At 64.1% G+C, this 12,212-nt stretch carries 10 protein-coding genes; 7 read left to right on the top strand and 3 right to left on the bottom strand.

What is annotated here, in order from left to right; all coding sequences use genetic code 11:
• Positions 1-29: 29 nt before the first annotated feature.
• Complete coding sequence (locus tag AC51GR_RS01205; RefSeq protein WP_496322805.1) at positions 30-1,049, bottom strand: LLM class flavin-dependent oxidoreductase; 1,020 nt, start codon at positions 1,047-1,049, stop codon at positions 30-32.
• 57 nt (positions 1,050-1,106) lie between these two features.
• Between AC51GR_RS01205 and AC51GR_RS01210 the strand changes: the two genes are divergently transcribed.
• The 5 genes from AC51GR_RS01210 (at position 1,107) to AC51GR_RS01230 (ending at position 8,354) form a co-directional block, all read left to right on the top strand.
• Entirely contained in the window at positions 1,107-1,733 is a 627-nt protein-coding gene (locus AC51GR_RS01210) for a TIGR03086 family metal-binding protein (RefSeq protein ID WP_496322806.1), read from the top strand.
• Positions 1,734-1,885: 152 nt separating this feature from the next.
• Entirely contained in the window at positions 1,886-2,353 is a 468-nt protein-coding gene (locus tag AC51GR_RS01215; RefSeq protein ID WP_496322807.1) for a hypothetical protein, read from the top strand.
• 244 nt (positions 2,354-2,597) lie between these two features.
• Positions 2,598-3,728, top strand: coding sequence for a PQQ-dependent sugar dehydrogenase (locus AC51GR_RS01220; protein ID WP_496322808.1), 1,131 nt, complete (start codon positions 2,598-2,600; stop codon positions 3,726-3,728).
• A gap of 121 nt (positions 3,729-3,849) precedes the next feature.
• Positions 3,850-6,402: an ATP-dependent chaperone ClpB gene (clpB, locus tag AC51GR_RS01225; RefSeq protein WP_496322809.1), complete on the top strand. Its 2,553-nt coding sequence runs from the start codon at positions 3,850-3,852 to the stop codon at positions 6,400-6,402.
• 476 nt (positions 6,403-6,878) lie between these two features.
• Positions 6,879-8,354 carry an HNH endonuclease signature motif containing protein gene (locus AC51GR_RS01230; protein WP_496322810.1) on the top strand — a complete coding sequence of 492 codons (1,476 nt, stop codon included), beginning with the start codon at positions 6,879-6,881 and terminating at the stop codon, positions 8,352-8,354.
• Here the strand turns inward: AC51GR_RS01230 and AC51GR_RS01235 are convergent, their stop codons facing one another.
• Positions 8,355-9,170 carry a MerR family transcriptional regulator gene (locus AC51GR_RS01235; protein WP_496322811.1) on the bottom strand — a complete coding sequence of 272 codons (816 nt, stop codon included), beginning with the start codon at positions 9,168-9,170 and terminating at the stop codon, positions 8,355-8,357.
• A 130-nt stretch (positions 9,171-9,300) separates the two neighbouring features.
• Positions 9,301-10,842 (bottom strand): MFS transporter, encoded by a 1,542-nt coding sequence (locus AC51GR_RS01240; protein WP_496322812.1) that lies wholly within the window; start codon positions 10,840-10,842, stop codon positions 9,301-9,303.
• Between the two features lie 157 nt (positions 10,843-10,999).
• Here AC51GR_RS01240 and AC51GR_RS01245 point away from each other — a divergent pair, with 157 nt between their 5' ends.
• A complete protein-coding gene (locus AC51GR_RS01245) occupies positions 11,000-11,647 on the top strand; it encodes a TetR/AcrR family transcriptional regulator (protein ID WP_496322813.1) in 648 nt (215 codons plus the stop codon).
• Positions 11,648-11,803: 156 nt separating this feature from the next.
• Entirely contained in the window at positions 11,804-12,193 is a 390-nt protein-coding gene (locus tag AC51GR_RS01250) for a PPOX class F420-dependent oxidoreductase (protein WP_496322814.1), read from the top strand.
• The last annotated feature ends 19 nt before the right edge of the window (positions 12,194-12,212 follow it).

A 12,212-nucleotide genomic window follows, 5' to 3' on the forward strand; every position in this document is an offset into this window, starting at 1 on the left:
TGCAGGCCCGGCGTGATCGACCCGGTAGGTCAGCGCCAACCGAGCGCGGGGGCGACGTGTTCGAGGATCGATTCGATGACGTGGGCGTTGTAGTCGACACCGAGCTGGTTGGGCACAGTGAGCAGCAAGGTGTCGGCCGCGGCGATCGCCTCGTCCTCGCGGAGCTGCTCGATCAACCGATCCGGTTCGTCGGCGTAACTGCGACCGAACCGGGCGATGCCACCATCGATGACGCCGACTTGATCGGTGTTGTCGCCACCGCGACCGAAGTAGGCGCGGTCGCGGTCGTCGACGAGGGCAAAGATGCTGCGGCTGACGGAAACTCGTGGCTCCCGCTCGTGTCCGGCCACCTTCCAGGCGTCGCGGAAGCGCTCGATCTGCTCGGCCTGCAGCTGGTGGAAGGGGACGCCGGTGTCCTCGGTCAGCAACGTCGAGCTCATCAGGTTCATGCCCTGCTGTGCGGTCCACTCGGCGGTCGCGCGGCTGCCCGCACCCCACCAGATCCGGTCGCGCAGACCCGGGGACTGCGGTTCGATGCCGAGTAGGCCGGGTGGATTGGGGAACATCGGCGAAGGATTGGGCTGGGCGAACTTCGCACCATCGATGACCTTGAGGAAGACGTCGGTGTGCTGTCGGGCCATCTCGGCGTCGGTCGAGTCGTCGTCGGGTACGTATCCGAAGTAGTGGTAGCCGTTGATCACCTGTTCGGGGGATCCGCGGCTGATTCCCAGCTGCAGTCGACCTTCCGAGATGAGGTCGGCGGCGCCGGCATCCTCGGCCATGTACATCGGGTTCTCGTAGCGCATGTCGATCACACCGGTGCCGATCTCGATCCGGTTCGTTTTCGCGCCCACCGCTGCGAGCAGTGGGAATGGCGAGCCCAGCTGCCTGGCGAAGTGGTGCACCCGGAAGTACGCACCGTCGGCGCCGAGTTCCTCGGCCGCAACGGCCAGATCGATGGATTGCAGCAGGGTATCGGCGGCCGACCGCGTCTGCGAGCCCGGCGAGTCCGACCAATGCCCGAACGAGAGGAATCCGATGTTCTTCATGACACCTTAAATGGAACTGCGGTCCGTTTCATTCCCGTCGCGATGTCGGTCCTCCCGATGACGTCGGTCGTTCTGCCCGGTCTATATGAGGGACAGGTCGACGGAAGGGTGCAGATGATCGACTTCAGCGCGGCGGCGGAAGCCCTGGCGAATCTCATCGGAAAGGTGGGTGCCGACGATCTCCGGCGGCCGACACCATGCGACGACTACGCCGTGGCCGACCTGTTGATGCACATCGACGAGGGTGCCACCGGATTCACGGCGGTGGCCGACGGCGCGATCTCGAGCCCGGCCGTGAGCGACGTCGAGGACGCCGCATCCCGGTTGCGGGTCGCCGATCACGTTCGCGATCTGGGGCGAGCCTGGTTGCTGCCGGGGGCGTGGGCGGGCGATTCCGACCTGGCCGGTCTCGAATTGGCGAACGAGACCTGGGGGAGGATCGCCCTGACCGAGGTGATCGTGCACGGCTGGGATCTGGCCGTGGCCACCGGCCACGCGTTTGCCGTACCCGAACACGTGGTGCGTGCCTGCCATGACCACGTGGAGGTATTCGTCCCGGCTGCACCGATCCCTCGACTGTGGGGCGAGTCGGTCGGGGGCGGCGAGACGATGCCGTTGCTGGACCGGACGGTGGCCATCACCGGACGCGATCCGCGGGCGTGGCACCTTGCTCCGCAGTCATGAGCGCGCGGGATCTCGGGCGCCGAGGGGTACGGCTACCGTCCTTGGGTCTCGCCGTGCAAGACCCCTGAGGTTTCTGTGGATAAAGTCTTCGGTTATACACAGATGGCCTCGGCGCCGGTATTGGGCTCCTTCGGCGTGACAGCCTCGGGCACATGGGCATTCGATACTATGCATATCCGCTACAACCTCATGACGTCGTCGCTGCGCGCCACGACCCCTATCTGTTCCTCTCCGACGATCCGTTGATGGACGCCTGGGGAGCAGACGCAGACCGTCCACGGATGCTGTACCTGGACAAGGCGTGGCGTGAACTCCAGCATGTGTTCACGGTGCAGGACGGGTACTTGCGTCCACGCATCTCGCTGGAATTGGTGAAGGGCAACGTGACGCCGGTGGGTCCGTACGGTGGTCATGTCGGTTTCGTGCATGTCTTGCCACCGGAGGTGGTAGGCGAGGTCGCCCGGGACATCGTGCTGTTCCAGCCCGTCGACGACGCATCGATCAAGGAACCGTTCCCATACTCGGACGCGGCCTACGTCAACCAGTACCTCCGCCTGGCCCAGACCTTCATGGCCGAATTGGCTTCCGATGGAATGGGTTTGGTCTACACGATTCGGTGAAGCGACACCGGACGTCAACGTGCTGTGTCCGATTGTTCGGCAGTGCGCACCGTGGGGGCCCGGTCGACCAGACTTGGGACGATCAACTTATGGACAATCGGTACATATCTGCGTTACCCTTCGTTATGTACAAGTCCTACATATACCGAGGGGTCGGCTGATGACCACAACCGATAGATCGGTCGGGTCGTCGCCGATCATGCTGCTAGCGTGCAGGATTCGTCCAAGCGCAAGGGTTGGAGCTGTGACGGCACTGTGTTGCAGCATCATCGTCACTCTCGTTCTCGCCGGCTGTGCCGACTCGACTGATCAACAGTGGCGCCCGTCCACAACCGCCCTTTCCGTGGGTGCCGGTGCCGGGGCCGGTGCTGGTGCCGCGACGCTGGGTGAACCCGTCGAGCTGGCAACCGGACTGGAAGCGCCCTGGGGACTCACGTTCCTTCCCGACGGATCAGCCCTGGTCTCGGAGCGGATCAGCGGAACGATCGTGCGGGTTCCTGCCGAGGGGGGTGAACCTCGGACTGTGGGAGCCGTTCCTGAGATGGTCGTGAGCTCAGAGGGGGGCCTCCTCGGCATCGTTGCATCGCCCCGATTTGCCGAGGACCGCACTGTTTATGCCTCCGTCTCCGGGGCGCAGGAGAACCGCATCGTCGCGCTGACCATCTCCGAGGACTACGGTTCACTCACCGTCGACCGGGTGCTGCTCGACGGAATTCAAACGGCAGATCGGCATCACGGGGGCCGCCTCACCATCGGCCCGGACGGGTACCTCTGGATAGGCACTGGCGACGCCTTCGAGCCGGAGAACGCGGCGGACGACGACTCGCTCAACGGAAAGATACTGCGCATCGCCGTCGACGGTTCGGTGCCGCAGGACAATCCTGCGCAGACGCCGATCTTCTCCGGCGGTCATCGCAACGTGCAGGGCATTGCCTTCGCGCCGGACGGTACCGCCTACGCGTCGGAGCTGGGTCACCGGACTTGGGACGAGGTGAACGTCCTGCTCCCGGGACTTGATTACGGGTGGCCGGACACAGAGGGCACCGCAGGAGAGAGCGGCGAGCCGCCCATCGCGACCATCCACCCGGACGAAGCCAGCCCTTCCGGTATGGCCTACGCGGAGGGCTCACTCTGGATCGGCGCGCTCGGAGGCCAACGGCTCTGGCAGCTCCCAGTCGCCGGACCTCGCGCCACGGCGGATCCGATCGCCCATCTCGTCGGAGAGTATGGCCGGATCCGCACGGTCGAGGTCGCCCCCGACGGTGCGCTCTGGCTCATGACGTCGAATACCGATCGGGCGACCTGGGGTGGCACCGACCCGCGTCCGGGTGATGATCGGATCCTCCGGGTGGAGATCGAGGCCCAACCGGAGTGACTGCTGGTCGCAGGAATCTTTAGTTGAGCGGAACAGACTCAACTCTTGGTGCGTTACACCTTCTGAACGGGCGCAGAGGCGACCCGTAAGTTCTTGTATGACCTTAGAAGGAAGGTGACTCGTGGACAGCTTCAACCCCACCACCAAGACACAGGCCGCATTGTCGGCCGCGATCCAGGATGCAGCCGCGTCCGGGAACCCTGACGTACGACCTGCTCACATGCTCGTGGCGCTGCTGGATCAGTCAGATGGGATCTCTGCGCCGCTGCTCAAGGCGGTGGGCGTTGATCCTGGTCAGATCCGCGCCGCGGCACAACAGCTCGTCGACCGGATGCCCAAGGCCTCCGGCGCCAGCTCGACACCGCAGCTCAGCCGCGAGAGCATCGCGGCCATTTCGGCAGCTCAGCAACTCGCCGGTGAACTCGACGACGAGTACGTCTCGACCGAGCACCTCGTCGTCGGGCTGGCGAAGGGTGACTCCGACGTCGCCAAGCTGCTGTCCGATGCGGGTGCGACCGCCCAGGCTCTCCAGGATGCGTTCGTCGCAGTCCGTGGCAGTGCCCGCGTGACCTCCGCCGACCCGGAGAGCACCTATCAGGCGTTGGAGAAGTACTCCACCGACCTGACCGCTGCCGCTCGTGAAGGCAAGCTCGACCCGGTCATCGGCCGCGACACAGAGATCCGTCGCGTCGTCCAGGTGCTGAGCCGCCGGACCAAGAACAACCCGGTCCTGATCGGTGAACCCGGTGTCGGTAAGACCGCGATCGTCGAAGGGCTCGCCCAGCGCATCATCGCCGGTGACGTCCCCGAAAGTCTGCGTGGAAAAACCGTTGTGTCCCTCGACATGGGTTCGATGGTCGCCGGTGCCAAGTACCGCGGCGAGTTCGAAGAGCGACTGAAGGCTGTCCTGGAAGAGATCAAAGGCTCTGCCGGACAGGTCATCACGTTCATTGACGAGCTGCACACCATCGTGGGTGCCGGAGCCACCGGCGACTCTGCGATGGACGCCGGCAACATGATCAAGCCGATGCTCGCCCGCGGTGAACTGCGGCTGGTGGGTGCCACCACACTCAGCGAATACCGTCAGTACATCGAGAAAGACGCCGCCCTGGAACGGCGTTTCCAGCAGGTCTACGTCGGCGAACCGTCGGTTGAAGACGCCATCGGCATCCTGCGTGGACTCAAGGAACGGTACGAGGTGCACCACGGCGTCCGGATCACGGACTCCGCACTGGTCGCCGCCGCAACACTGAGTGATCGTTACATCACGTCGCGGTTCCTGCCCGACAAGGCCATCGACCTGGTCGACGAGGCAGCATCTCGGCTCCGGATGGAAATCGATTCGCGCCCAGTCGAAATCGACGAGGTCGAGCGCATCGTGCGTCGGCTCGAAGTCGAAGAGGTCGCGTTGGAGAAGGAATCCGACGCCGCGTCGAAGATCCGCCTCGACAAGCTCCGTCAGGAGCTGGCCGACCAGCGAGAGAAGCTCAACGAGCTCTCCGCGCGCTGGCAGGGTGAGAAGAACGCGATCGACTCGGTCCGCGACCTCAAGGAACGCCTCGAAAACCTGCGCGGTGAATCCGAGCGGGCCGAGCGCGATGGGGATCTGGGCCGGGCAGCCGAACTGCGGTACGGCACCATCCCGACCCTGGAAAAGGAACTCGCTGCCGCCATGGAGAAGTCGGGTGCAGACCCGACCGGCGACGTGATGCTGCAGGAAGAGGTCGGCCCTGACGATGTGGCACAGGTGGTTTCCGCCTGGACGGGTATCCCGGCCGGCCGCATGCTCGAGGGTGAGACCGCGAAACTGCTGCGGATGGAAGACGAACTCGGATCTCGGGTCGTCGGCCAGAAGCTGGCCGTCGAGGCGGTGTCCGACGCGGTTCGTCGTGCTCGCGCCGGTGTCGCCGACCCGAACCGGCCGCTGGGCTCGTTCCTGTTCCTCGGACCGACCGGCGTCGGTAAAACCGAGTTGGCCAAGGCTCTTGCCGAGTTCTTGTTCGACGACGAACACGCCATGGTTCGCATCGACATGAGCGAGTACGGCGAAAAGCACAGTGTGGCAAGGCTCGTGGGTGCTCCTCCCGGCTACGTAGGCTACGAGTCCGGTGGCCAGTTGACCGAGGCCGTTCGACGCCGCCCCTACACGGTGGTGCTGTTCGACGAGGTCGAGAAGGCACATCCGGACGTGTTCGACATCCTGCTGCAGGTGCTCGACGAGGGACGGCTGACCGATGGTCAGGGCCGCACGGTCGACTTCCGCAACACCATCTTGATCCTGACGTCCAACCTGGGAGCAGGTGGCGACAAGGACCAGGTGATGGCGGCCGTCCGGGCGGCGTTCAAGCCGGAGTTCATCAACCGACTCGACGACGTCGTGGTGTTCGACTCGCTGACCGCCGAACAACTGGTGTCGATCGTCGACATCCAGCTCGGCCAGCTGGGCAAGCGCCTGGCACAGCGTCGGTTGCAGCTGGAGGTCTCGGAGGACGCCAAGAAGTGGCTCGCCACCCGCGGATTCGATCCGCTCTACGGTGCCCGCCCGCTGCGCCGGTTGGTGCAGCAGGCGATCGGCGACCAGCTGGCCCGGGCCTTGCTGGCCGGCAAGATCGCCGACGGCGACGTTGTCCCGGTGACCACCAGCGACGATGGCGAGACGTTGGTCGTCGGCTGACCTGGCTGACTATTTGAACGAGAACCCCTGCACCGCAACGGTGTAGGGGTTCTCGCTTGTTGCGGACACGAGGATTGACACTCTCGATCAGTTCGAACATACGTTTGATTACTCGGCATTTTGGGGCTACACTTCTCTTCAAGCGCTTTCGCGTTCGTTCACAGGGGCTGGGGGGTCCGGGGTGTCTGATCAGTTCGCAATCGACATGCCGACGCATGCTGCCCTGCTCGAGCTCGAGGCGGCTGTCGAGCGCATCGCCACAACGGATTTGACGCCGCTGTCTGATGAAGACTGCGTGCGGGTGCTGCAGCGGATCGAAACCTCGACGCGAAGACTGCAGGCCGCAGCTTTGCCGGTATTGCGCGAAGTTGCTGTGCGGCGGGCTTTTTCGAAGGTGGGTTTCGGGTCGCCGGTGGCGATGCTCAAACACCTGTTGCGGTTGCGGCCCGGGGCGGCCCGTAAACGGCTGGAGGCAAATGGACGCTCTGACCGCATCGGTGACGCCCAGCGGCGAGATCGTCGAACCGCGGTATCCGGAGACAGCGGCGGCGTTGCGGGACGGAGCGATCGATCTCGAGCATGCGGCGATCGTGTTGGACGTGATGGCCAAGATCCCCGCGAAGGTCGATGCGGAAAGGCGGGAGAACACCGAGGCCGCGATGGCGGAGTTGTGCCAGCGGTACACCCCGCCAGAAGTGGAGCGGATCGGTGAGCGGATCGTCGAGTATCTCGATCCCGACGGTACGTTGACCGACGATGCGGACCGCGCCCGCCATCGCGGTCTGAGCCTGGGCAATCAGTCCACGAACTTGATGTCGAAGATCACCGGCCATCTGGACCCGGTGACGCGCGCCCTGCTGGACGTGATGTTGACCGTCTGGGCCGCGAAAGGGATGAACAATCCTGGTGACCCGCTGTCCCCGTCGGGCGCGGTGGACGACCCGGCCCTGGACAAAGACATCCTGCAGGCCGCTGCTGACAATGACATTCGCAGTCAGGCGCAGCGCAACCATGATGCGTTGAAGGCCGCGCTGCTGTATTTGATCGAGTCCGGTCAGCTCGGCAGATCGCACCGTGGTCTGCCGGTGCAGGTGATCATCTCGATGACGAAAGATCAGCTCGACGAATCGCTGCGGTCCTCACCTGACGGCGCCGGTGTGGTCATCGACATCGATGAACGCGACGACGGTGTTGCCGAGGCCGATGCCGAGGTACCGGACGAGTCGCATCCGGAGCCGGAGCCGGAGCCTGAATCGGAATCGGAATCGGTGGAGGTTCTCGAGCCGGAGGTGCTGGAGCCGAGCAGGACCCGATCGGGCGAACTTGTGCCACTTGGAAGCCGGAGTCCGGTGCGGCCGTACGGATCAGGTGTGGCGTATACGTCGACCGGAACGATTCTGCCCATCGGTGATGCTGTGGAACTCGCTGTGCGCAGCGACAAATCGTTGGCGATCTTCAAGAATCACTCGAACGAGATCCTGTACTACGGGCGGGCGCGTCGGTTGGCGAGCGAGTCGCAGCGGCTGGCGATGTTCGCTGCTCATCGCGGTTGCTCGACGCCAGGATGTTCGAATCCGGCGATGTGGGCCGAAGCCCATCACATTTTGGAATGGGTGCTCGGTGGGTTCACCGATATCTTCAACGAGGCACCGGCATGTCCGCAGCATCACAAGCTGATCGGTCCGGGGGTCAATCAATGGCAGACGGTCATGTTGACAGAAGGACCGGATGCGGGTCGGTGTGCGTGGATTCCGCCGGTATTCATCGATCCGGAAAGAAAGCCCATGGTCAACCGGGCGCACCACCCCGACGAGGCGCTTCGCGAGGCTCGGGAGGCAATGCGTATCCGTCGAATTGCGCAGCTGAAACAGCGTGAACTCGAGTGCGGCGTCCAGCCGCCGGATTCGCCGGGCACCCCCGACGAGGCTGGGCGGCCCGGCGAAAAGTGCTGATCAGCGGACGAAGTCGACCTGGACTTCGGTGACCCAGTGGGTTTGCTTGTCAGCCATTTCCAGGTAGATCTCTCGGCCCTGTCCGGTCAGGGTGAATCCCTGATCGGTGACCCAGCGGTTGAGGGTTTGGTACGACGCGTCGATCGTGTCCATCTCCCCGTGATGGATCAGTGAGGCGACTTCTCCGCCCGGGATCTCGAAGGTGTCGAGGCCGGGTACCGAACCGGACAGGACGGGCATCGTGGCATGGATCCACACCGCATCCTCGGATTCCTCGGGTGCGGGGGAGTAGTAGGCCAGCGGCGGTCCCACCGGAGTCTCGCGCGCGGCGCGGAGCGCTTCGCCGACGCGAGGGTACAACTCACGGATGGTCGGCCCGATGTCCTCGGTGGTGGTGCTGGCGGCCACCGCTCGCAATCCCACGTTCTTGGTCGGTGCAACGGTTTTGGTGGTGATGATGGATTCGGACACGCCTTCTTCTCCTTCGATGAGTCGGAGTCTGGCTTCTACTCGGGCGAGGCGATGCTGGTCATGCCGGATCTGCGATTCGAGTTCCACCTGGCGCAGACGCAACATTGCCCGCAGGTCGGAACCGGTGAGGTCGTCGTCGACGATCTGACGTACCTCGTCGAGGCGCAGACCCAGATCCTTCAGCGCAACAACGCGGTTGAGTCGTTCGAGCTGGTTCACCTCGTAGAACCGGTAGCCGCTGTGCGGGTCGGTGCGTGACGGTGTGAGCAGCCTGATCGAGTCGTAGTGTCGCAGCATTCGGACCGATACCCGGCCGAGCTTGGCAAAATCTCCGATGGTGATCATGGCGGTCTCCACGCTGCAACCTGACACTGTGTGAGGGTCAAGGACCGAACCTACCGGGTGCGCACAGCCGACAAGAGAAAACCGGGCCGCGCCCGAAGGCGGCGACCCGGTTCTCCGCAGAAAAAGGTCCTCAGGCCGCGACGACCGCCGCGTTCTGTGGTTCGTCACCCAGTGAGTGACGGCCCATCCGAATCATGAAGGTCGAGACCAGGAACGCCAGGACCATGAATCCCGCGCCCCAGTAGAACGCCACGTCGTAGCTGTAGATGTTGGCCTCGGTGAATGCGGCCGGATCGACCGGGACCGGTGCTCCCGTGGCCGGGTCCTGCGTCATGGCCGAGCCGCTGTGTCCGGAGAAGGCCTGCGCCACAATCGTGCTCAAGAGTGCAACGCCGACCGACCCGCCCACCTGCTGGGAGGTGTTCAACAACGCGCTGGCCACGCCGGAGTCCGACTCCTTGATGCGATGAAGCGCCGTCGATTGCGACGACACGAACACCAGGCCCATGCCGAACGCGATCAGGATTTCGCTGGGCAGGACATGCACCGCCCAGGTCGAGTCCGAGTCCAGCTGCGCCAGGTACAGGAAGCCTGCTGTGCCGAGGGCGGTGCCCAGCATCAGCAACGGTCGGGGACCGAAGCGCGGCAGCAGAGAACTGGCGAAGCCGGCCGAGATGATGACGGTGATCGGGAACGGCAGGAACAGGACGCCGGCCCACAACGGCGGGTGGCCGAGTGTGTTCTGGAAGTAGTAGCTCAGGAACAGGAACATGGCGAACATGGCCGTCGGGGTGATGAACGCGACGAGATAGGCACCGCCCCTGCTGATCTCGCCGGGAATGCGTAGCGGTAGCAGTGGATTGGGAGTGCGGACCTCGATGGTCACGAATGCGGCCAGCAAGACGGCGGCGGCGACGAACAGCAGAATGGTCGTCGTTGCGCCCCAGCCCGATTCGGCCGCCTTGGTGAATCCGTACACCAGGCTGATCAGGCCGAGGGTCACGGTGACCGCGCCGGGCAGGTCATATCCGCCGGTTCGCTTGGAGGGTCGGTCGCGGATCACCAGCAGCAACCCGCCGACGGCGGCGATGATGGCGATCGGGGTGTTGATCAGCAGGGTCCAGCGCCACGACAGGTACTCGGTCAGTGCGCCGCCGGCGATGAGACCGATGGCTGCTCCACCTCCGGAGACGGCTGCGTACACGGCGAAGGCGCGGGCGCGTTCCTTCTGTTCGATGAAGGTGACGGTGATCAGCGACAGGGCTGCCGGTGCGAGGATCGCCGCGAACACGCCTTGCAGGGCGCGTCCGGCGAAGAAGGACATCGCGTCCCAGGCGAACCCGGCCATGGCCGACGATGCGGCGAATCCGGCGAGGCCGATCAGGAACATTCGGCGGCGTCCCAGGTAATCGGCCATTCGTCCGCCGAGGAGGAGCAGGCCACCGAACATCAGCGTGTAGGCCGTCAGGGCCCACTGGCGGTTTGCGTCCGAAATGTCCAAATCGGCTTGGGCATAAGGTAATGCGATGGTCACGATGCTGGCATCGAGTACCACCATGAGCTGTGCAAGTGCGATGATCACCAGTGCCAACCAGCGGCGCGGGTCGGCGGTCGGGGTGGTTGTTGTGGGGTCGGGGAGTTCTTTGGAGATGGCGGTGTCGGATGAAGCCACGAGATCCTCAAATCTAGAGGGCTGACGAAAACGGCATGTAAATCAACGCTGGACCAATAGTGGCAGGCTCAGACAGAAGTCGTCAAGAGACAAAATTCGGACATGGTCAATTGGCGGGGTCTGCGAAAAGGTGCCTGCGCGGGGTTATCATGTGGACGTGACACTTGCGGAAGCCGGAACGGGCCAGGTCAAGGCCGGTCTTCGGGAACGAAAGAAGCTACAGACGCGCGATCGGCTGATCGCGGCGGCGCTCGAACTATGCGATCAGCAGGGCTTCGAGGCCACCACCGTTGATCAGATCTCGGATGCTGCCGACATCTCCCCACGTACATTCAACCGGTATTTCGCCACGAAAGAAGACGTGGTGCTCGCCCCGATCGAAGACATGATCGCCTCGATGGTGACGGCTTTCGACGCCCAGCCGGTCACCGGCAACGAGATCGAGGCGTTGGTCAACGCGCAGGTGCAGATCCTCGGGGGGCAGTGTCCGGTCGGCGCCGGCGACCTCACCCGGTTCGAGACGATGAACCGGATCATCCAGAACGCGCCGTCGGTGAATGCGCGGAGCATCGAGCTCGGCGACAAGAAGTTCCGCAGCATCACCGACATGGTCGCTCAGCGCATGAACACCGACGCCGACGATCCGCGGGTGCGGGTCATCGTGTCAGTGTTCATGTCGCTCATGCACATCTCGCTCGATACCTGGCGGTGCGGGCGCTCCGGTGAGGTCGCCGACTCGGCAGCGGCCGGTGAGACCCTCAAAGCCACCTACAAGACTTTCTGTGAGATAGCCCGAAACATCTGAACCGCAACAAATCCGGCCGACAGGTGCCTGGGCGACACTGCGAGATGTCGGCATCGTGGATTACGCGGCCGAGCCCCGCTCCGCAATCCCTCTTCGGACGGGTCGCCTGACACCGAACCCGTAGCATCAGTGGAACAGGGCTACCGAAGGATTCCGATGACCACACCGTTTGGGCAAGCAGGCAACGCAAAGTACGTGCAACTGACCACTTTTCGCAAAGACGGTACCCCGGTGGCCACGCCGCTGTGGGCCGCGCTCGATGGCGAGGCGCTATTGATGTGGACCGTCGCCGACTCCTGGAAGGTCAAACGTCTGCGCCGCAACCCGGCCGTGATCGTGCAGGCGTGCGATGCACGCGGCAAGAAGACCTACGGCGAACCGGTTCGCGGGACCGGCACCGTCCTGGATCAGGCCGGCACCGACCACGTCCGCGACGTCGTGATCAAGAAATACGGCATCCTCGGCTGGATCACCGTGAAGGCCAGCCTGCTGCGGCGCGGCAAAGGCGGGACCGTCGGGCTGTCGATCACCGCTGACCCCGCGTGACAAAGCCGGGGTAGATCCC

The sequence above is a fragment of the Williamsia sp. z71 genome (assembly GCF_059553375.1).

What these genes read in the sequence shown, in the direction of transcription:
- AC51GR_RS01205 (WP_496322805.1), bottom strand. Translation starts at nt 1,049, where the DNA reads ATGAAGAACATCGGATTCCTCTCGTTCGGGCATTGGTCGGACTCGCCG.
- AC51GR_RS01210 (WP_496322806.1), top strand. Translation starts at nt 1,107, where the DNA reads ATGACGTCGGTCGTTCTGCCCGGTCTATATGAGGGACAGGTCGACGGA.
- AC51GR_RS01215 (WP_496322807.1), top strand. Translation starts at nt 1,886, where the DNA reads ATGGGCATTCGATACTATGCATATCCGCTACAACCTCATGACGTCGTC.
- AC51GR_RS01230 (WP_496322810.1), top strand. Translation starts at nt 6,879, where the DNA reads ATGGACGCTCTGACCGCATCGGTGACGCCCAGCGGCGAGATCGTCGAA.
- AC51GR_RS01235 (WP_496322811.1), bottom strand. Translation starts at nt 9,170, where the DNA reads ATGATCACCATCGGAGATTTTGCCAAGCTCGGCCGGGTATCGGTCCGA.
- AC51GR_RS01250 (WP_496322814.1), top strand. Translation starts at nt 11,804, where the DNA reads ATGACCACACCGTTTGGGCAAGCAGGCAACGCAAAGTACGTGCAACTG.